The 19,774-nt window shown below is 60.7% G+C and carries 24 protein-coding genes and 1 pseudogene; 16 read left to right on the top strand and 9 right to left on the bottom strand.

Translation table 11 applies throughout. The annotated features are described in order from the left end of the window. The first annotated feature begins 201 nt into the window (after nucleotides 1-201). The 5 genes from thrS to C1J04_RS07040 all read left to right on the top strand — a co-directional run bounded on the left by thrS (nucleotide 202) and on the right by C1J04_RS07040 (nucleotide 4,892). Nucleotides 202-2,151 carry a threonine--tRNA ligase gene (gene thrS, locus C1J04_RS07060; protein ID WP_009826554.1) on the top strand — a complete coding sequence of 650 codons (1,950 nt, stop codon included), beginning with the start codon at nucleotides 202-204 and terminating at the stop codon, nucleotides 2,149-2,151. A gap of 220 nt (nucleotides 2,152-2,371) precedes the next feature. Next, the gene (locus C1J04_RS07055; protein ID WP_005852422.1) at nucleotides 2,372-2,674 is read left to right on the top strand and encodes a BufA1 family periplasmic bufferin-type metallophore; all 303 of its coding nucleotides are present in this window, start codon (nucleotides 2,372-2,374) and stop codon (nucleotides 2,672-2,674) included. 91 nt (nucleotides 2,675-2,765) lie between these two features. Then, nucleotides 2,766-3,614, top strand: a complete 849-nt coding sequence (gene bufB, locus C1J04_RS07050; RefSeq protein ID WP_009826553.1) for an MNIO family bufferin maturase — start codon at nucleotides 2,766-2,768, stop codon at nucleotides 3,612-3,614. Further along, entirely contained in the window at nucleotides 3,611-4,360 is a 750-nt protein-coding gene (locus tag C1J04_RS07045; RefSeq protein ID WP_009826552.1) for an HvfC/BufC N-terminal domain-containing protein, read from the top strand. The genes bufB and C1J04_RS07045 overlap by 4 nt, the downstream gene beginning before the upstream one ends. Nucleotide 4,361: 1 nt before the next feature. Next, nucleotides 4,362-4,892 (top strand): DoxX family protein, encoded by a 531-nt coding sequence (locus tag C1J04_RS07040; protein WP_009826551.1) that lies wholly within the window; start codon nucleotides 4,362-4,364, stop codon nucleotides 4,890-4,892. Nucleotides 4,893-4,895: 3 nt separating this feature from the next. Here C1J04_RS07040 and C1J04_RS07035 read toward each other — a convergent pair whose 3' ends face one another. Next, nucleotides 4,896-5,216, bottom strand: a complete 321-nt coding sequence (locus C1J04_RS07035; RefSeq protein WP_037954304.1) for an arsenate reductase family protein — start codon at nucleotides 5,214-5,216, stop codon at nucleotides 4,896-4,898. A gap of 155 nt (nucleotides 5,217-5,371) precedes the next feature. On the opposite strand from C1J04_RS07035, the gene C1J04_RS07030 reads away from it, so the two are divergent. After that, entirely contained in the window at nucleotides 5,372-5,578 is a 207-nt protein-coding gene (locus C1J04_RS07030; RefSeq protein WP_005852411.1) for a cold-shock protein, read from the top strand. A 70-nt stretch (nucleotides 5,579-5,648) separates the two neighbouring features. Here the strand turns inward: C1J04_RS07030 and C1J04_RS07025 are convergent, their stop codons facing one another. Together C1J04_RS07025 and C1J04_RS07020 are read right to left on the bottom strand one after the other, a co-directional pair. Then, entirely contained in the window at nucleotides 5,649-5,942 is a 294-nt protein-coding gene (locus C1J04_RS07025; protein ID WP_235183766.1) for a hypothetical protein, read from the bottom strand. A gap of 562 nt (nucleotides 5,943-6,504) precedes the next feature. Further along, nucleotides 6,505-7,365 (bottom strand): RipA family octameric membrane protein, encoded by an 861-nt coding sequence (locus C1J04_RS07020; RefSeq protein ID WP_009826548.1) that lies wholly within the window; start codon nucleotides 7,363-7,365, stop codon nucleotides 6,505-6,507. Here C1J04_RS07020 and C1J04_RS19555 point away from each other — a divergent pair. Next, nucleotides 7,345-7,509, top strand: a complete 165-nt coding sequence (locus tag C1J04_RS19555) for a hypothetical protein (protein WP_254655164.1) — start codon at nucleotides 7,345-7,347, stop codon at nucleotides 7,507-7,509. The two genes, C1J04_RS07020 and C1J04_RS19555, sit on opposite strands and share 21 nt — an antisense overlap. 17 nt (nucleotides 7,510-7,526) lie before the next feature. Here the strand turns inward: C1J04_RS19555 and C1J04_RS19770 are convergent. Beyond that, a pseudogene (locus tag C1J04_RS19770) lies at nucleotides 7,527-7,829 on the bottom strand (TIR domain-containing protein); the annotation flags it as partial. Beyond that, entirely contained in the window at nucleotides 7,799-8,719 is a 921-nt protein-coding gene (thyX, locus tag C1J04_RS07010; RefSeq protein WP_009826547.1) for an FAD-dependent thymidylate synthase, read from the bottom strand. The gene thyX and the pseudogene C1J04_RS19770, both read right to left, overlap by 31 nt. Nucleotides 8,720-8,920: 201 nt before the next feature. On the opposite strand from thyX, the gene C1J04_RS07005 reads away from it, so the two are divergent. From C1J04_RS07005 to C1J04_RS06985, 5 genes are all read left to right on the top strand, one after another. Then, nucleotides 8,921-9,886: a hypothetical protein gene (locus tag C1J04_RS07005; protein WP_009826546.1), complete on the top strand. Its 966-nt coding sequence runs from the start codon at nucleotides 8,921-8,923 to the stop codon at nucleotides 9,884-9,886. 102 nt (nucleotides 9,887-9,988) lie between these two features. Beyond that, nucleotides 9,989-11,284 carry a tetratricopeptide repeat protein gene (locus C1J04_RS07000; RefSeq protein ID WP_254693856.1) on the top strand — a complete coding sequence of 432 codons (1,296 nt, stop codon included), beginning with the start codon at nucleotides 9,989-9,991 and terminating at the stop codon, nucleotides 11,282-11,284. 68 nt (nucleotides 11,285-11,352) lie between these two features. Continuing rightward, a complete protein-coding gene (locus C1J04_RS06995; RefSeq protein ID WP_005852400.1) occupies nucleotides 11,353-11,787 on the top strand; it encodes a VOC family protein in 435 nt (144 codons plus the stop codon). Nucleotides 11,788-11,791: 4 nt separating this feature from the next. Next, nucleotides 11,792-12,502: a DUF1194 domain-containing protein gene (locus C1J04_RS06990; RefSeq protein WP_009826544.1), complete on the top strand. Its 711-nt coding sequence runs from the start codon at nucleotides 11,792-11,794 to the stop codon at nucleotides 12,500-12,502. Then, nucleotides 12,499-13,218: a DUF1194 domain-containing protein gene (locus C1J04_RS06985; RefSeq protein WP_009826543.1), complete on the top strand. Its 720-nt coding sequence runs from the start codon at nucleotides 12,499-12,501 to the stop codon at nucleotides 13,216-13,218. Before C1J04_RS06990 ends, C1J04_RS06985 begins: the two co-directional genes overlap by 4 nt. Here C1J04_RS06985 and C1J04_RS06980 read toward each other — a convergent pair. From C1J04_RS06980 to C1J04_RS06970, 3 genes are all read right to left on the bottom strand, one after another. Beyond that, on the bottom strand, nucleotides 13,212-13,712 hold the full coding sequence (locus tag C1J04_RS06980) for a MarR family winged helix-turn-helix transcriptional regulator (RefSeq protein WP_037943810.1): 501 nt from the start codon (nucleotides 13,710-13,712) through the stop codon (nucleotides 13,212-13,214). The genes C1J04_RS06985 and C1J04_RS06980 overlap by 7 nt on opposite strands. A gap of 112 nt (nucleotides 13,713-13,824) precedes the next feature. Next, nucleotides 13,825-14,091: a succinate dehydrogenase assembly factor 2 gene (locus tag C1J04_RS06975; RefSeq protein ID WP_009826537.1), complete on the bottom strand. Its 267-nt coding sequence runs from the start codon at nucleotides 14,089-14,091 to the stop codon at nucleotides 13,825-13,827. Then, entirely contained in the window at nucleotides 14,084-14,482 is a 399-nt protein-coding gene (locus tag C1J04_RS06970) for a helix-turn-helix domain-containing protein (RefSeq protein WP_005852388.1), read from the bottom strand. The genes C1J04_RS06975 and C1J04_RS06970 overlap by 8 nt, the downstream gene beginning before the upstream one ends. 89 nt (nucleotides 14,483-14,571) lie before the next feature. Here C1J04_RS06970 and C1J04_RS06965 point away from each other — a divergent pair, with 89 nt between their 5' ends. Both C1J04_RS06965 and C1J04_RS06960 read left to right on the top strand, forming a co-directional pair. Then, on the top strand, nucleotides 14,572-15,774 hold the full coding sequence (locus C1J04_RS06965) for a pyridoxal phosphate-dependent aminotransferase (RefSeq protein WP_009826536.1): 1,203 nt from the start codon (nucleotides 14,572-14,574) through the stop codon (nucleotides 15,772-15,774). 23 nt (nucleotides 15,775-15,797) lie between these two features. Next, nucleotides 15,798-16,193, top strand: a complete 396-nt coding sequence (locus tag C1J04_RS06960; protein WP_009826535.1) for a hypothetical protein — start codon at nucleotides 15,798-15,800, stop codon at nucleotides 16,191-16,193. A 24-nt stretch (nucleotides 16,194-16,217) separates the two neighbouring features. Here the strand turns inward: C1J04_RS06960 and C1J04_RS06955 are convergent, their stop codons facing one another. Continuing rightward, nucleotides 16,218-17,591, bottom strand: a complete 1,374-nt coding sequence (locus C1J04_RS06955) for an MATE family efflux transporter (RefSeq protein ID WP_005852382.1) — start codon at nucleotides 17,589-17,591, stop codon at nucleotides 16,218-16,220. On the opposite strand from C1J04_RS06955, the gene C1J04_RS06950 reads away from it, so the two are divergent. Beyond that, nucleotides 17,590-18,882 carry an alpha/beta hydrolase family protein gene (locus C1J04_RS06950; protein ID WP_009826534.1) on the top strand — a complete coding sequence of 431 codons (1,293 nt, stop codon included), beginning with the start codon at nucleotides 17,590-17,592 and terminating at the stop codon, nucleotides 18,880-18,882. The genes C1J04_RS06955 and C1J04_RS06950 overlap by 2 nt on opposite strands. After that, nucleotides 18,879-19,751: an alpha/beta fold hydrolase gene (locus C1J04_RS06945; RefSeq protein ID WP_009826533.1), complete on the top strand. Its 873-nt coding sequence runs from the start codon at nucleotides 18,879-18,881 to the stop codon at nucleotides 19,749-19,751. Before C1J04_RS06950 ends, C1J04_RS06945 begins: the two co-directional genes overlap by 4 nt. Nucleotides 19,752-19,774: the final 23 nt, after the last annotated feature.

Below are 19,774 nucleotides of genomic sequence, written 5' to 3'. Positions count from 1 at the left end.
TTCGCGTCCCGTCGCTACCCGTTAATCTGATGTTATCTATGGCACCGCGCCCCCAAGGAAAGGACAGCGCCCCATTTCACACGCCGCGCCCCCGCGCCCCACCGCGATATTGACAAGCCAGACCACCGACGCCAAACAGCCCGGACGCATATAACCCGCAACCGGGCGTCTCGTAGGCGCCAAACCGACGAGGAGGCCCAGATGGCCCAGATCACCCTCACCCTTCCCGATGGCAACGCACGTCAGTACGACGCAGGTATCACTGCGGGCGACGTGGCGAACGACATCTCCAAATCGCTTGGCAAGAAAGCGATCAGCGCCACCGTGGACGGTGCCCATTACGATCTGGCATGGCCGATCAACGCGGACGCCAGCATCGCGATCCACACCATGGCCGACGAAGCGCAGGCGAACGAGCTGGTGCGCCACGACCTCGCCCACATCATGGCCCGCGCCGTGCAAGAGCTTTGGCCCGACACAAAAGTCACCATCGGCCCCGTCATCAAGGACGGCTGGTACTATGACTTCGACCGCAAGGAATCCTTCACTCCCGAAGACCTTGGCCTGATCGAAAAGAAGATGAAGGAAATCATCAACAAGCGTGACCCCGTCCGGACCGAGGTCTGGGACCGCGAGCGCGCGATCAAGCATTACGAGGACAACGGCGAACCCTATAAGGTCGAGCTGATCAACAGCATCCCCGGCGACGAACCGCTGCGCATGTATTGGCACGGCGACTGGCAGGACCTCTGCCGTGGGCCGCACCTGCAACACACCGGACAGGTGCCGGGCGACGCGTTCAAACTGATGTCCATCGCGGGGGCCTATTGGCGCGGCGACAGCGACCGCGCGATGCTGCAACGCATCTACGGCGTGGCCTTCACCGGCAAGGAAAAGCTGAAAGCCCACCTGAACATGCTGGAAGAGGCCGCCAAACGCGACCACCGCAAGCTGGGCCGCGAGATGGACCTTTATCACATGCAGGAAGAGGCCCCCGGTCAGGTCTTCTGGCACGCCAACGGCTGGCTGATCTACACCCAGCTGCAAGACTACATGCGCCGCAAGCAACGCGCCGGCGGCTATGTCGAGGTGAACACACCGCAGGTCGTGGACCGTAAACTCTGGGAGGCCTCCGGCCACTGGGAGAAATACCAAGACCACATGTTCATCGTCGAAGTGGACGAGGAACACGCCCGCGAGAAATCGGTCAACGCGCTGAAACCGATGAACTGCCCCTGCCACGTGCAGATCTTTAACCAGGGTCTGAAATCCTACCGCGACCTGCCCCTGCGCATGGCCGAATTCGGATCGTGCAACCGCTATGAACCCTCGGGCGCGCTCCACGGGATCATGCGCGTGCGCGGCTTCACACAGGACGACGGCCATATTTTCTGCGCCGAAGACCAGATCGAAGCTGAAACCGCCAAGTTCATCGAATTCCTGTCGGGCATCTACAAAGACCTCGGCTTCGAAAACTTCAGCGTCAAATTCTCAGACCGTCCCGAAAAACGCTCCGGCTCGGACGAGGTCTGGGACAAGGCCGAGGCGGCGTTGCTCTCGGCCACCCGCAAGGCAGGCATCGAACCCACGCTCAACCCCGGCGAAGGCGCGTTCTACGGCCCGAAACTGGAATTCGTGCTGACCGACGCCATCGGCCGTGACTGGCAATGCGGCACCCATCAGGTGGACTTCGTGCTGCCCGAACGGCTGGACGCGACCTATATCGGATCGGACGGCGCGAAACACCGCCCCGTCATGCTGCACCGCGCCACCTTGGGGTCGTTCGAACGCTTTATCGGCATCCTGATCGAAGAACACGCGGGCAAGCTGCCCTTCTGGCTCGCCCCGCGTCAGGTCGTCGTCGCCTCCATCACCTCCGAGGCGGATGATTACGTGCACGAGGTCGTGGCCACGCTCAAGGCGCAAGGCGTCCGCGCCGAGGCCGACATCCGCAACGAAAAGATCAACTACAAGGTCCGTGAACATTCGGTCGGCAAAGTGCCGGTGATCCTTGCAGTCGGCGCGCGCGAAGTCGAAGAGAAAACCGTGTCCGTCCGCCGTCTGGGGGAAAAGCAGACCTCGGTTCAGGCGCTGTCGGATGTGGCGAACGCCTTGGGCATCGAAGCCACACCGCCCGATTTGCGCGGCTGAAAACTGTAACAAACCTCTCGGGGCGCAACGATCTTGCGCCCCGAACATGTCACTATGTTTCAAAATTGCGCCTCCCAACGCTGGAATCTCGCGAATTGTTACAAAAAAACCGGCGATTTTCTGACGCCTCCGTGACACACTCCGATGTGAGTAGCTTTGTCGCACCCCACGCGGCTTAATGTCCTTATCGACAAGCAACCAACCTCAGGAGGAAACACCAATGTCCAACACAATGAAAACACTCGCCGTTGCAGGCGCAGTTGCCGCTGCCCTGTCCGCACATTCGACCGCAGCAAACGCCGCGTCGAAAGAAAAATGCTACGGCGTGGCGCTTGCCGGTCAGAATGACTGCGCCGCAGGCCCGGGCACCACATGCGCTGGCACATCCGTCACCGACTACCAGGGCAACGCCTGGAAACTGGTTGACGCAGGCACCTGCGCTGACATGGAACTGCCCGCAATGGCCGACGGGTCCGAGCGTATGGGCTCCCTCGAAGCGCTGGACCGTGACCTGCCAGCCTAAGCCCTTAGCGGCTTAAACCCTTCGCCTGCGCGGCACGCCCCGTGCCGCCGCGCAGGCCCCTTTACGCGACCCCTCGGATAGGGAGCCTCTTATGCCAGACGGTGCCACCCGTTTCGACACATTGCCCGCGAGCCCGGGCGTCGGCTATAAACCCCAGCATTTCAAAGATCTGCAAGACGATCCTGGTCCAGTTGAATGGATCGAAATCCATGCAGAGAATTACATGGGCGATGGCGGCCGCCCGCTGGCACAGCTGCGCGCCCTGTCCGAAAAATTTGCCCTATCTGTGCACGGCGTCGGGCTGAGCATCGGTGGCGAAATGCCACTGGACCGCGACCACCTCGCCCGTTTGAAAAAGCTCTGTGACTGGGCAAACCCTGCCAGTTTCTCCGAACATCTTGCATGGTCTACCCATGACAGCGAGTTTCTGAACGACCTGCTGCCCCTCCCCTATACCGAAGCCACCCTGTCCCGCGTGGCGGATCATATCAGTCAGGTGCAAGACACGATCGGGCGTCAAATGTTGCTGGAAAACCCCTCCAGCTATCTCGCCTTTGATGAATCCACCTTGTCTGAAACTGACTTTTTGGCCGAGCTAACCCACCGGACCTCGTGTGGTTTATTGCTGGATGTCAACAATGTCTTCATTTCTGCGAAAAACCTCGCCCTCTCCCCGCGCGACTATATCGACGCCTATCCGGTAGACGCCGTGGGCGAGCTTCACGTCGGCGGTCACGAGGAAGACAGCGTCGGTTTCAACCAGCCGCTGCTGATCGACAGCCACAGCCGCCCCGTGGTCGACCCCGTTTGGGATCTGCTGGCCTATACGCTGGACCGTACCGGCCCCAAGCCCGTGCTGGTGGAATGGGACAATGACGTGCCCGATTGGCCGACCCTGCGCGCCGAGGCAGAGCGTGCGGCGGATGTGCTGGCCCGATGACCACGCTGCACCGGTTTCGGACCCCCCTGCTGGACCCAACGCAGGACCGCCCCGAAGGGTTGCGCGGTGCCGCTGGCGCGCCCGCTGACACGCGCTATGACGTTTACCGCAACAACGTCACCCATTCGCTGATCGGCGCGCTGCACAGCGCCTTTCCCTTGGTGGTCAAGATTCTGGGCACGCAGAACTTCGACCAGATCGCCCCCGCCTTTGTGCGTGCGCATCCGCCGAGCTCTCCGTTAATGATGCACTATGGCGCTGATTTTCCGCAGTTTCTTGCCGCGCAACCGCCTTTGTCAAAAATGGGTTACCTGCCCGATTGCGCCCGTCTCGACCTCGCACTCCGCCGGTCCTATCACGCCGCCGACAGCGCGCCCTTTGACCTTGCCGCCTTCCAGCAGATTGCGCCCGACGCGATGATGCAGGCGCAGTTGCCCCCCGCCCCCGCGACGGTGTTGCTCCGCTCCGACTGGCCGCTGTATGACATCTGGCGGTTCAACATGCAGGCGGATGCCCCCAAGCCGCAGATGCAGGCGCAGGACGTGTTGATCACCCGTCCCGACTTCGACCCCGCCCCGCATCTGTTGCCCGCCGGCGGCGGCGCATGGTTCGCCGCCTTGGCTGGGGGTGCCACGCTTGATCAGGCCCATGACACCGCGCTGGCCACGCACCCCGATTTCGACCTTGGCGCGGCTTTGGGCCTGTGCTTTGCAACCGGCGCGTTTTGCGCAAAGAACGGCGGATAAGATGCTGAAGACCCTCACCCTTTACGATCGCGCGACCGGCTGGATCACCGCGCAAGACTGGCTGCTGCCCACATTGGCGCGGTTTTTGTTCGCCGCGGTGCTGACGCAGTATTTCTTTACCTCCGGCCTGACCAAGCTTGACGGTCTGTTCACGCTGAGCACCGGTGCCTATGTCCAGATCTTCCCCCGCGCGTTCGAGGCGGCGGGCTATGACGCGACCGCGCTGTCGGCGTGGCACGGGCTGGTGGCCTATGCGGGGACGCTGGCGGAGTTCGTGCTGCCCGCGTTGATCGTTCTGGGGCTGTTCACACGGTTTGCGGCCTTGGGGATGATCGGCTTTGTGGTGCTGCAATCGCTTACGGATCTATACGGCCACGGGCAATGGAGCGCGCTTGGCCAGTGGTTTGACCGCCTGCCGGACGGGACCATTCTGGACCAACGCGGGCTTTGGGTGATGCTGCTGGTGGTGCTGGTGGTCAAGGGCGGCGGGCCGGTTGCGCTGGATCGCGTCTTGCTGGCGCGCCGCCGCTGAGGGTTACTGCGCGGCTTTGACCTTTGCCTCTGTGGCGTCGTTCCAGCCGAGGAACAGATCCTCCCCCACCGCGATCAGGGGGCGTTTCATCAAGGCGGGATGGGCCGCGAGCAATTCCAGCGGATCGGCACCGCGTGCCGCCTCGTCCAGACCGCGCCATGTGGTCGACCGGGTATTGACCAGTGCTGCGCCGAATTGCGCGTGGGCGCGGGCCAGCACGTCGGCGGGGACACCGTCCTTGCGCACATCGACGAGCTGCGCGTCGGGCAGCGCCTTGATCGCCTTGCGGCAGGTATCGCAGTTTTTCAGACCGTAGATCAGCATTCTCACCTCACTTTTTTGGGGTTTCATATGTCCTAAGATAATCGGGCAGCGCAAAATTTCTTGATTTCCGGCGCGGGTGAACAACCTTTTATCGCGTAAGGCGGCGAAAGCAATTTTTCGACGCCGTGACAGCGATTAATGAGGAGCGTTGAGAAATGCCAACGGGTACAGTCAAATGGTTTAACACCACCAAAGGATACGGGTTCATCGCGCCGGAGGGCGGCGGATCGGATGTGTTTGTCCATATCTCTGCGGTGGAACGGTCGGGGCTGACCGGACTGGCGGACGAGCAGAAAGTGTCTTTCGAGATGTCCGAGGGCCGTGATGGCCGTCAGATGGCGACGGATCTGGAACTGCTGTAAAAAAGCCCGATGCCCAAGGGACACCGGGTTTTCTGGTCGTCATGCGGGCAGAGGCACGCGGGGCTGCGGCTTAGCGGCAGCCCTTTTCCCCCGGCACGCAGGAATAGGTGACGGGACGCGGCGTATAGTGCCGCACCTTATGCTTTTTCGGCGCGGGGTGCGCCATCATCTGCTGGTAGCTGGTGCTGGTGTTCGGCGTGCCGCAGCAGATGACACCGGAAATGGTGATCGGCTGGAGCCCTGCGGGGCAATAGTTGGCCGAGGACGGGTAGGCATAGATCTTGGGCTCTGCCGAGACCTGCGCGGGCAGCAGAACCGCGCCCATCAGACCCAATCCGGCCATCATTCCTGTTGTTAGACGCATAATATCCCTCGTTATTTTCAATTTCCCTTAATTTGCCCCGCGTCAGCGGCCAAGTCTAGCCTTTTTGCCCCCTAGGGGTGTGTTGCTGGTACGGCGTGGCGGGAGAGGCGCGGGCTGCGGAGCGGGGCTCGGGTTACCCATGGGTAACTTAAGTAATTGTTATTGTTGGTTTATTTTTGGTTATACCGGCGTGCGGTGGGGGGCGTTCGTTGGTGTGAGGTTTGGTTCGGCAAAGCCGGATTGAACAGTCCAGTGGACTGTTCGAAGGGCCGAACGCGGAATGCGCAAGCATTTCGCCGGAGATGTGTGAGGTGACCTAAATCGGAACCGCCGCGCCCGAACCGAGGGGTGGAAGCGAAGCGCCGACTCCGCGAAGGCAAGCCTTCGCTCCGTCGGTGACGCGGATGCTTTGCATCCGCTGACCCGCCCCGTGGGGGCGGTTCGGGCGCTGCCCAATCGGAGATTGGGCATGGACGAATGTTGGCTCCAGGGTTCGAAAGGATGCGCTCTGAAGGCTTAAGTCATTGATGAATAGTAGGGTGTTCTACTACAATATGCAGAATTAAGGAGGGTGTGATACCTGAGAGGTGTTTAGGTTGTATGCAACCAGAAATTCAGAAAACTTTTCAAAACCAATAACCAAAGCGACAACCAACAGCAAAAGACCAAATAGAAGCGGCACCCTTTTCTCAGTATCTGTAAACGAGCGATACTTTTCCTTCCGAACCCCTTTTCCTAATGCTATCCATTCGGCCGAAAAAATCTGACATGACAATTGGCGTTCTAGTCGATTAATAACCTTAAACTTCGCTCTATTAAGCTTCCCATAGTTGTCCAATAAATTCCACCAAGACATACACAATAACAGCCCGAGCATAATTGGTACTAAAAGTAGCCAACTAGACCTATCCGCAACAATGTTTTCCTTAAGTAGGAAACCAGATCCTGCCAGCAACCCACCGATAATCGTTATGAAAAAGCCATTTGTTATTTGACGCCTGCGAATGAGTTCCTCTGAAGTCTCGAGCATTGTCTTAAATAACAAAAAGCGATCTTCTGATTTACCCTCGTCGGAAACGAAACATTCTTCAAATTCTTCCTCAAAATTATAAGCAAGCTTAAGATCCTGAAAGCAATTATCTTTCCCTATTGTTCTATCATATCTGACAATCGGCTTACTCAGCTTTTCAGCGACTTCTATCTCCCAAAGCGTATTTTCAGACTCCGAGCATTGCTTAGTATCGTAAACCAAAACAAGCTCGCAGGACCTAATTTCGCCTTCCGCGTGGCTCTTCCAATTCGGCGCAGACGAATTCTTCAGCATCCGGGGTGAAAGCTTTATACTTAGCGCAGTTTTCGCATCCTTGATGAAGCTGTTGGCACTATCATAATCGCCAGATCTATGGATGATAAAAATGTCCATCTCAAGCCTTACTATCGAGACAACCGCCAAACACCATTGACAACTGAGTTCTTTGCCCAACCGACCGTTTCTGCAGCGGCCATAGACACGACTGAAGAACTTTTCTTCTGCCCCCAAGGATTAACAGCTAATATGGGTTTTTGATGATATGAGCATCCAGCAATTTCTTTTTTAATCCACGTAGAATAATTGGCATACATCCCTGTGGGAATGATCACGACTTGGCTTTGCCTTATGCGTTCGTAGATCGCGCTTTCGAGCGCACCCGAATTTGGAGCATTATGAATTGGGTTATCTTTCGGTACAGAGGTATCTGAAAATTCGAGACTAATACCACCCACATTCCATGATCCAGAAAATATCCATGAACTAAGCGTATCATAGTGATGTGAGTACTTCCAAGAATGACTAATGAAGATCGCGACTCTATACACTATCCAATCACTCCAATAAACTCCCGCCATTCCCCCTTGCTCATGCCAGAGGTCTCCTGCGTGACCTCCTCACCCTTCACCATCCGGCGGATACACTCAAGAGCTGTATTGGACATGGTTGCGCCACCTAGACGGTAATCCTCGAAGGCGCGGTAGGCGGCGGGCACCCAGTCGGCGACGACGTTGCAGATGGCATCGGCATAGACGCGGATCTCGTATTGGGCGTGGGCATCGGCGCGCAGACGCAGGAAGTGGAACAGGTTGTGCAGGTCCACCTTCCAGTACCATTGCGTGTAGATGTTCGACGGCAGGTTCATCCGTGCCAACTCTCGTGCCAGACCGTCCTGCGGTTCCCCGTCGGGGCCGGTTTCGGCGATCATCGCCTCGTAATTGTCATAGGCGCGGTTGCTGTCGGACTTGAGGATCTCGAGCACACGGGCGGCCTCTGCCCCTTCCAGAACGCCACCACGGCCCTGATTGTTCACCACGCTTTGGGCGTTCACATGGGACGGCTCGGGGATGTAGAATTCGCGGTCCAGGATCGAATAGCGGGCGGAGTATTCGTTGACGTTGGCGGTGCGGTGGCGGATCCACTGGCGCGCGACGAAGACGGGCAGTTTGACGTGGAGCTTGATCTCGCACATCTCGAAGGGGGTGGAGTGCCAGTGGCGCATCAGGTAGCGGATCAGCCCTTCGTCGTTCTGCACCGATTTCGTGCCGCGCCCATAGCTGACGCGGGCCGCCTGACAGATCGCCGCATCGTCGCCCATATAGTCGATGACGCGCACAAACCCGTGGTCGAGCACGGGAAGGGCCTTGTAGAGATGGGCCTCCATCCCTTCGGAGACGGCGCGCAGGGTCTGTTTCGGCTCTGCCCGCAGAGCGTCGATTTCGGCTTGTTGGTCGGGGCTGATCGGCATGGGGGGCGTCCTGTCATATGGGCGTGGATTCGGGGTCTACTATATCTGCGGCAGCAGGCCACCGGAACCGCCATATGCGGTATTGTTTTTGGGTAGCACTTTGGCGGCAAATGCACGTGGGGCAAGGTGGAGCGTTGACAGCAGGGCGCACGATTGGCGACTGTCGCGGCAATCAACAAGAAATTTTCGAGGCAGACAGTTATGAAATTCGGGACATCAGCGCTGGCGCTGTGCGTATTTTTGGCAGCATGTGGCAGTGGCACGCCGTTTAACGGCGAGACGGGGGCAGATACGGGCACGGGCACCGGCGGGAGCACAGGTGCCAGTGCCATTCCCGCAGAACTGGCGAAGGACCTCAAGAGCTTTAGCTATGATCCGGCGTCCCAGACGCTGTCGATCACGGGTATCACCGCAGATGATAGCGAGTTCACCGCCAATTATCGCCGCCGCCCCGGCTTGGACCGCAACGGATATGAAGCCTACACCGCGCAGGACGGGTCGCTGGACCGCCACGTCACCGCGTATGTGAAGGGCATCGATGGCACCCGCGCCGCTGTGGTGATGACGGGCGGGCAATTCGAGCAGGTCTTTTCGGGTGCCGGATATTCCAACACCTCGTATTCAGCGCCGGTCGCACCGGGCACGCAGTCCGAGGGCGGGCTGGTGACCTATGCGGGGAATTACATCGGGTTGCTGAACGGCGCCGGGTCAGGGGAAGATCTGGCACCGGTTGCAGACGGGACTAACCCCGACACCCTGTCGCGTCAGGCCGCCGAAGTGACGGGCAAAGTGGTTCTGACCGGCGACTTTACCGACGCGGCGGTTACAGGGATCATCTATGAACGCAAGGTGACCGACTTTGATACAGGCGGCACCTACGATCCCAACTCCGCCACCCCTTTCGAGGCGCAGAACATCGCGCTGGACAGCACTGGCATCGCGGACGACGGCTCTTTCTTCGGGACCGCGTCACAGTCTAACGGCGCGGTCGGCGAATACGGCGGTATTTTCGGGGGCACGGGTGCCACGGAAGTTGCTGGTGTGATCCACGCCGAGAACCACATTGCGCTTGGCGGATCGGGCACACCGATCGAGTATGGCGCGTTTGTCCTGACCCAATGTGGCCAACCCGGTGAAGACGCGATCTGCAATCAGCCCCAGCGATAGAGCGGCTGTCTCGTGTCTTTCGCCAATTGCGCCATCGGCTGTGCAGTGGCCGGGCTCTGCCTGCTGAACAGTGGCTCTGCCGCGGCAGAGCAGTCGGTCGCGTTGTCCCTGCCCGAGGCCCGATCATTGGCGGTCCATGCGCTGAATGGTGAACGCCCCGCTCTGGCGTCGCAGATCGCGCAAGGGTTGCTGGTCGCGGACCCGCATTCGGCGTATGCGCATTATGTTCTGGCCACAGCGCATGCAGATATGGGGCACGGAACGGATGGGCGAAAGTCTGCGGCCCGAGCCTACCGCTATGCGGACACCAGGGTACAGAAGTTTCAGGCCGCGGAACTGGCAGCACGGCTGACCTTTGCAGAAGGGCACCCGACCCTCACTCAGCTTTGGCTTAGACGTGCCGTTCAAAACGCCCCGACCCCTGAGATAGAAGAGCAGCTTGCGCGTGACTATGCCCGTGTGCGGCGTGAAAATCCGTTTCGCTTTTCCATTACAGGCGGGGTGAAGCCCTCTAGCAATGTCAACAATGGTGCTGACACCGCACAGCAGGTGATCGACGGCTTGCCGTTTACCGGGCGGCTCAGCGGATCGGCGCAGGCCCTATCGGGTATCGTCGGTACCGTCGACGCGGTCGTCGGGTACCGTTTGCGGAGCACTCAAAAGACGCGGACGGATCTTTCGGGTCGCCTGTTTGTACAACGTGTGGCGCTTGATAGCGGGTCGCATGATTTGGCACCTGAAGCACGTAACAGTGATTTCGGAGCAACCTATGCAGATATTTCACTTCGGCAATCCTTCGCGGTCGGCGCGGCGGGCGGAAGCGCCGATGTAACCGGATCGCTTGGCGAATACTGGTCGGGAGGCGATCGCAGCTATTCATTCATGCGTGTTGGCGTCGGTCGCCGCTGGCAGATGTCTGCTTCGACTTCGGTCTCCATGGGCGCGACGCTAGAAAAACGGTTTAGTGACCGAACTAGTTACTTTGACAGTAACACCGTGTCCCTGATTGTAGGGTCCCAACACAAGCTCGCTTGGGGTGATGGTATCGGCGTTTCCGTCAATCTACGCGAGACCGACAGCGACTTCGTTAACTATGCCTCGCAAGCCGCATCTCTACGGTTAAGCTATAGCTTCGCCGATCAAATCGGTCCGGCGGTTGTGAATGCAGGCTTAACCTTGGGAAAAACCGACTACGACACCTATTTTGCGGTTTTCGATGTCCCCGGTGGCAAGCAAGACTACGCAACCTATGCTGACGTCAACATCATGTTACCTGATGTGGACTATGCGGGGTTTGCGCCCAGTGTGACTTTACGCGCCGGACGGACGCGATCCAATGTCAGCCGGTTCGAAACGAGCGAGTTTTCCGTCTCGTTGGGATTTCAGTCAAAATTCTGACATCCGCTGGCAACCGCCGCCAGCCGTGCTACCCTGCAGGTCGAAGACGAAAGCAAAGGAGCCAACCCATGCCGATCAAATATTTGCACACGATGGTGCGCGTCAAGGATCTGGAGAAATCGCAAGCCTTCTACGAGCTGCTGGGCCTGAAAGAGCGCCGCCGGATCGACAATGAGGATGGGCGGTTTTCGCTGATTTTCATGTGCCCTCCCGGGCAGGACGACGGCCATGCGGATGTGGAGCTGACCTATAACTGGGACGGCGATGATGCGCTGCCCGATGACAGCCGTCATTTCGGGCACCTCGCCTATACTGTTGAAAACATTTATGAAACCTGCAAGATGTTGCAAGAGAACGGGATCACGATCAACCGTCCTCCGCGCGACGGGTATATGGCGTTCATCCGGTCCCCCGACAATGTGTCGGTCGAATTGCTGCAAGAAGGGGACCGGCTGGAGCCGCAGGAACCCTGGGCCAGCATGGAAAACACCGGCCATTGGTAAGCCGATGATCCGGACGGCCTTCCTTGCCACAGCGCTGGGCGTCGCACCCGCGGCCCTTGCGGCGGCGGAGTGTCGGCTGGCGTTGCTGCTGGCGATGGATGTGTCCAGTTCGGTTGATGCGGTCGAGGACCGTTTGCAGCGTGGCGGCACCGCCGCCGCGTTGCTGTCGGACCCGGTGCGGCGGGCGTTTTTCGCCAGTGATCTGCCGGTGGCGCTGGCCGTTTATGAATGGTCGGGGCGCTATAACCAACAGATGGTGCTCGATTGGCAGATGATAGACTCGCCCGACGATCTGACGCGCGCGGCCGGCGTGGTGGCGGGTAGCCAGCGCAGTCACAATGATTTCCCCACGGCCATGGGCTATGCGCTGGGGTTTGGTGCGGCGGTCATGGCGCGGGCACCGCGTTGTTTATACAAGACAATTGATCTGGCGGGGGATGGTCAGAACAACGAAGGCTTTGGCCCGCCGCTGGCCTATCGGTCGTTTGATTTCGACGATGTGACGGTCAACGGGTTGGTGGTGAATGCCGCCGATTTCGAGGCCGAGACAGGGCTGATCGCCTTTTACAAACGCGAAGTCTTGCACGGCCCCGGCGCGTTTCTGGTGATCGCCAACGGGTTCGAGGATTTTGAACGCGCCATGCGGATCAAGCTGGAACGCGAGCTGACGCCCCCTGCGATTGGCAGCCTGCCCGTGGTCGAGGACGCGGGATGATCCGCGCCGGGGTTGCGGCCCTTGTCGGCGCAACGCTTTGGGCGTCGGCTGGCGTGGCGGAGTGTCGGCAGGCCTTGGCCTTGGGGCTGGATGTGTCGGGGTCCGTCGATGCGCGGGAGTACCGCTTGCAATTGGACGGGGTTGCCGGGGCCCTGGACGATCCGGCGGTGCGCGCGGCGATCCTGTCGGCACCGGAAGCACCGGTGTCCCTGTTGGTCTATGAATGGAGCGGCCCGACAGACCAGCGCGTTATTGCCCCGTGGCGGTCGATCAGTAATGCCGCCGCCCTGCAAGAGCTGATCGACGGGCTGCGACAGGTAGAGCGCGCGGCGGCGTCGCCCGGCACCGCGCTTGGCGTGGCGGTGGCGGCGGGGGCGGCCTATCTGGCGCAGCGGCCCGCATGTTTGAAGCACACGCTTGATATCTCGGGCGACGGGATATCCAACCTTGGGCCCCGCCCCCGTGACGTGAAACGACAGCTTGCGGGACGTGACCTGACGGTAAACGCGCTGGTGGTCGAAGCGGCGGGGGAGGACAGAACGCTAACGGGGTATTTCGTGGCAGAGGTGATCACCGGCCCCGGTGCCTTTGCCCTGCCCGCCGCGGGGTTTGATGCCTATCAATCTGCCATGACCACCAAGCTGCTGCGCGAGCTGGCGGTGCTGTCGCTGGCGCAACTAGCTGACGAAGCCCCGCCCGCCCTGCGCGGTCAGTAGATATAGCGGATCTGGTCCGTCCAGTAGCGTTCCATCCGTTTGAGCGCGCGGGTGATGTCATCCATGCCCGATGCGCCCAGCGCGCCCTTGTGCATCAGCCCGCTGGCGTGGCGACCAAACAGGTCTGACACGACGCCGCTGATGTGACGCCCCTTGCCGGTCAGCCGCACGCGCACCGAGCGGCGGTCGATCTGGCAGCGCTGGTGGTGCATATAGCCCATATCCACCAGTTTTTTCAGGTTATAGCTGACGTTGCTGCCCTGATAGTAGCCGCGGCTTTTCAACTCTCCGGCGGTGACTTCATTATCGCCGATGTTGAACAGCAGCAGCGCCTGCACGGCGTTGATGTCCAGCACGCCGACGCGTTCGAATTCATCCTTGATCACGTCCAGCAACAGGCGGTGCAGCCGTTCGACCAGCCCGAGCGCATCGAGGTAGCTTTGCATGAATCCCGCCTCTGACGGGGGGATGGGGATGGGGTTTTGGATACTCATATTCAACTCCGACATTGCGATTGGGGCGGAAGCTGAAGATAAAAATAAAATATATCGTTAAACCGGACGGATGTCGGCGTGCGGGGGCCGACATCCGCAGGGGAAACCGCGCCTAAAGCGGGTTTGCAGCCAGATGAGTCTGGATGTCCGCGATCAGCGCGGTAAAGGGTTCGGGCGCAGGTGTTTGCCCCGTAACCCATTGATAAAGATCGTGATCATTCTCGCTTAGCATGTCGTCATATAGTGACAATGCCGCGTCATCCATCGTCGCGAGACGGGTCGAGGCATAAGAAGGTAAAATGAGATCCATTTCCTTAATACCTCGCCGCATGGAGCGCATATGCAGACGTTTGACCTTGTGTTCGTGCAGCTCAGCCATGGGTGTTCCCTTTGAAAATCCGGCGTAGTTTCTTTTCGAGACGGCCCATTTGTTCGGCCCGTTTCAACAGATCGGCGCGCATGTCGCGCAGTTCGATCAATGCTTCTTTGATATTGGCGTCGGTGGCGGCTGTGTCATCGGGGGCGTCGATGCCTTCGCCCTCGCCGTTGATCAGCCACATCATCGACACGCCCAGGACCCCGGCGAGCGTGGACAGGCGGTTGGCGCGGGGTTCGGACAGGTCGTCTTCCCAGCCGCGCAGGGTGGATTGCTTGATCCCCAACCGCTTGGCGAGCGCGGCTTGTGTCATATCCGCGTTCTCGCGCGCGGCGGCGACCCGGTCGCCAAAGGTTGCCACGTCGGATGCGTACCAGTCTTCGTTCTCGGCCATTGCGTCTCTCCTGTTTGGACCGATCTGGCTTGATCGGTGCGGGGGTCAGCCCTATGAGTATCACGAACACATAACAAACTGAGGCCGAAATGGAACTGCTGTCCAAGACCCTTGCGCGCGTAAAACCGTCGCCCACCATCGCCGTGACCCAAAAAGCCGCCGAGCTGAAGGCCGCAGGCAAGGATGTGATCGGGCTGGGTGCCGGAGAGCCGGATTTCGACACGCCGCAGAATATCAAGGACGCCGGTATCGCCGCGATCACCGCGGGCAAGACGAAATACACCGCCGTGGACGGTATCCCCGAGCTGAAGCAGGCGATTTGCGCCAAGTTCAAGCGCGACAATGGGCTGGACTATACGCCGTCTCAGGTCAGCGTCGGGACCGGTGGCAAGCAGATCCTGTACAACGCGCTGATGGCCACGATGAACCCCGGCGAAGAGGTCGTGATCCCTGCGCCCTATTGGGTCAGCTACCCCGATATGGTGCTGCTGGCCGGTGGCACGCCGGTGATTGCCCCCGCGACGCTGGAGAATGATTTCAAGCTGACCCCAGAGGCCTTGGAAGAGGCGATTACGCCCAATACGAAATGGTTCATCTTCAACTCGCCCTCGAACCCCACGGGCGCGGGCTATAGCTGGGATGAGCTGAAAGCGTTGACCGATGTGTTGATGCGTCACCCCCATGTCTGGGTGATGACCGATGATATGTATGAACATCTGGCCTATGATGATTTCAAATTCTGCACCCCCGCGCAGGTGGAGCCCGCGCTGTATGACCGGACGTTGACGGTCAACGGTGTGTCCAAAGCCTATGCCATGACCGGCTGGCGCATCGGCTATGCGGCGGGGCCGGAAAAGCTGATCGGCGCGATGCGCAAGGTACAATCGCAATCCACGTCGAACCCCTGCACCGTCAGCCAATGGGCCGCGGTGGAGGCGTTGAACGGCACGCAGGATTACATCGCCGAGAACAACAAGATGTTCACCCGCCGTCGCAATCTGGTGGTGGATATGCTGAGCGAGATCGACGGCATCGTCTGCCCCAAACCCGAAGGCGCGTTCTATGTCTACCCGTCCATCGCAGGGCTGATCGGCAAGACCACCCCGTCGGGCGTCACTATCACCGATGACGAGGTTTTCGCCACGGCGCTGCTGGAAGACACCGGTGTTGCCGTCGTCTTTGGCGCGGCCTTTGGCCTGAGCCCGAACTTCCGCATCAGCTATGCCACCTCGGACGAGGCGCTGAAAGAAGCCTGCACCCGTTTGCAGCAGTTCTGCGCCGCGCTGAGCTAAGCCAGACCGTAAAGGAGCCCCCCATGGCGAGCGACCTGCCAGAGTATTACTTTCGCGTGCGCGAGAATGGCGCGGCGGTGTTTCGCGTGGATGCAGAGAACCGCCAGCGGCGGATCGAGATGGACCAGATCGCCGTTGTGAACATCCGCAACGGCGAGATCAAACCCCAAGGCGATCGCGTGCTGTCGGAGGGCGATCTGGCGCGTATCCGCCAGTGGATGACCGAGCGCGCACAGGTGCTGGCGCAGCGCGACATCGACGATATCCACCGTGCGGTGGATTATCTGAACCTGACAACGCAATGGGTGCAGTCAAAGGCCACGGACGACCAGCTTGATGCTGTCACGGACGCGCTGCTGTTGGCGATGCATGATCTGCGCAGCACCTTGGTACGCAAGAAGGCCGACCGGCTGCCCTAGGCGGCTGCCGGTCAGGAAGCGGTGTTACGCGGCTGCGGGGTCTGTTGGCCCCAGACGTTTCAGCACGCTGCCCCAGAAGCGCGCGTTCAGCAGGATCGCCGCCACGCCAAGGCCAAAGACCAGCCCAAGCCAGACCCCGACCCCTTCAAGATCAAAGACAAAGCCCAGCAGATACGACGCGGGCATGCCCACGATCCAATAGCTGAAGCCCGCAAGGAGCATCGGCACTGTGGTGTCCTGCACTCCGCGTAGAATGCCCAAGGCCACGGCCTGCGCGCCATCGACAAGCTGGAACAGTGACGCCATCGCCAGCAGCCCCACCCCGATCACAAGGATCTGGTCACGCGCGGGTTCGTCACGTTGCATGAACAGGTTGATCAGCGGTTCGGGCCACATAACGAAGACAAAGATCGTCAACACTGCGACCAGCGCCGACATCACCGTCGCGGTGATCGCGCCACGCGCCAGATGCGCCGGATCGCGGCGGCCATAGGCATTGCCTGCGCGGATCGTAGCCACGTTGCTGATACCAAGGTGCACCATAAAGGTGATCGACGCCAGTTGCAGCGCGATGCCGTGGGCGGCCAGTGCCACAGTGCCCAGCCACCCCATCATAACGGCGCTGGCGGCAAAGAGCCCGACCTCGCTTAACCCTGTGAAGCCGATGGGCAGGCCAAGGCGGAAAACACGGGCCAACATCTCCCAATCGGGGCGCCAGAGGCGGACAAACATCTGGTGTTGCGGCATTTTCCACAGCACATAGATCACCACGGCAACCAGCGACACGCTGTGCGACGTGACAGAGGCGATGGCCGCACCGCGCACGCCAAGCTCTGGCGCGCCCCAGTTGCCGAAGATGAACGCATAGTTGGCCAGCACATTCGCGACGCCCGCCAGCAGCGTGATCCAGAGCACGACCTGTGTGCGTTCCAGCGCGGCGAGGTAGCTTTTCAGCACCATGACCATCAGCGCGGGGAAGATGCCCCAAGCGGCGATGAACAGATAGCCGTCGACCATATCGGCCAGCGCCTGATCCTGCCCCATCAATGCCATGATCGGCCGCGACCAGATCATCAGCGGCAGCGCCAGCACGGCAAAGCCCATCGACAGCCACATGCCCATGCGGGTGGCGCGGCGCAGGCCGACCTCGTCGCCCTCGGCGTCAAAGGCGGCGACCAGCGGCATCACGCCCCATGCAAAGCCCGATCCGAAGATCAGCAGCACGAAGAAATATGTGCTGGCGAGGGTGACAGCGGCCAGCGCCTCTACGCTGTACCAGCCCGCCATGACCGTGTCGGAGACCCCGATCGCGATCTGCCCCAGATGCCCGCCTACAAGCGGAAGCCCCATCACGGTGATGGCTCGGGCGTGGCCCGGATATGTCATTTGCTGTGTCATGCGCCTTTCCTACGCCGCCCCGCCCGCAAGGGAAAGAGCCGATGACCTAGGGGAAGGCAGCGCGGCTGTCTGCGTCGTCGGGCGGGCTTGCACCCTGCGGCTGGCCGCGCCACAGTCGCGACACCGAAGTTGGGAGGATACCGCCTTGCACAACCGCATCGATCTGCTGCGCCCCGACGCGCCAGCGCTGGCGCAGCGTGGCCCCCATCCCATTGGCGTGACCACCCTGACCGCCGCTGTGTCCGACACGCGCCAGTTGACGCTAGAGGTCTGGTATCCGACGGCCGAGGGCACGGGTGCGGGGACGTCCTATGCCACCTTGCTGCGCGACGGGGTGACGCCGACTGTCCTGCACGGGTCGGCCTGCCGCGAGGCTTTTGTCGCCGCGGGAATTTCTGCGCCGTTGATCGTGATCTCGCACGGGTATCCCGGGAACCGCTTTTTGCTGAGCCATCTGGCGGAATCCCTTGCGCGCCAAGGGTTTGTCGTGGCGGCACCGGATCACGCGGGCAGTACCTATGACGATCAGCAGGCCTTCGGGGTGACGTTGCTGAACCGTCCGCTGGACCAGCGCGCGGTGATTGACGCGATGGAGGCGCTGACGGGGCCCTTGGGCGATCTGGTGGATTGTCGCCGCGTCGGGCTGATCGGCTATTCCATGGGCGGCTACGGGGCGATGATCTTTGGCGGAGCCGGTCTGGCCGAGACGGCGTTGCAGCATCCCCGCGCGCCCGAGGGCGACAGCCTTGCGCGGCATCTTGCGGGGTCCAAGACCCACGCCGCCCTGCGCGACCCGCGGCTGTGCGCGATCATGCCCATCGGCCCTTGGGGCAACGGGCAGGCGATGTGGGATGCCGGTGGGCTGGCGCAGATGGACACGCCGCTGTTCATGATGGCCGGCACCGTAGATGATGTATCAGACTATGCCGCGATGCGCCGCCTCTTCACCGGCTGCGCCAGCGACCGCTATTTGTTAAGCTTTATCAACGCGGGCCATAATGCCGCCGCACCGATCCCTGCCCCGCTGGAAAGCTGGGCGCATTCGGATCTGCTGGGGTGGGCACCGTTCCAGCACTATGCCGATCCGGTCTGGGACACGCTGCGCATGAACAACATCGCGCAACATTATGCGGCCGCCTTCATGGGGATGCATCTGCGCGGTGACGACACCGCCGGGATGCTGGACGGGGCTGACTGGCCCGGTTTCGCCCCGGGCTCCGCCGCAGGGCTGCGGCTGGAGCATTTGCCCGCCGGCCCCGCCCCGGACAAACCGAAAAGGAAGACGACATGACCGCCCATGGGACCGAAACCCGCCGGATCAACGGCAATCCTTTCTTTATCCGCCACTGGGGCCATGAGGACGCGCCCAAGCTGCTGATGCTGCATGGCTTTCCCGAGTATTCGGGCGCGTGGAACGATCTGGCCCCGCTGCTGGCCAAGCGGTTCCACTGCATTGCCCCCGACCAGCGCGGCTATGGGCAAAGCTGGCGACCCGCCGAGGTAGAGCAGTATAAGACATCGAAGCTGGTGTCGGATATGGCGGCGCTGATCGGGGACGACCCCGTGATCCTGCTGGGCCATGACTGGGGGGCCTCTGTCGCCTATGCGTTGACCATCGGGCGGCCTGATCTGGTATCGAAACTGATCATCATGAACGGCGTCCACCCCGCCCCCTTCCAGCGCGAGCTTGCCAAGGGCGGTGCGCAGACCGATGCGTCGCAATACATCCATTTCCTGCGCCGTGAGGGGTCAGAGGATATTCTGGCCGCGGATGATTTCGACAGGCTGATGGGGCTGTTCTCGGCGCATATGGATATGAGCTGGCTAGAGGGCGAGACGTTGGCGGGCTACAAGGCAGCGTGGCGCGATGCGGCGGGGCTGCGCGGGATGGTGAACTGGTACCGCGCCTCTCCGCTGAAACTGGGGGCCGAGGGCGAGGCGATTGACGACGCGCTGAGCTTTGATCCGGCGCGGTTGCAGGTGCGCTGCCCGCACCTGCTGGTCTGGGGCACCGATGATACCGCGCTGCTGCCCGAGACGACCCGCGGGCTTGAGGACTACGCCCCTGACCTGACCCGCGTCACCATCGAGGGCGCGGATCACTGGCTACACCACCAAAAACCGCAAGAGGTGGCGGAGGCCATATTGAACTGGCTTTAGGCCACGCCTGCCCCGTCCTGCGC

It is taken from the genome of Sulfitobacter sp. SK025, from assembly GCF_003352105.1.
Taxonomy (GTDB): Bacteria; Pseudomonadota; Alphaproteobacteria; order Rhodobacterales; family Rhodobacteraceae; genus Sulfitobacter; species Sulfitobacter pontiacus.
This window is presented reverse-complemented; position numbering and strand designations above follow the sequence as displayed.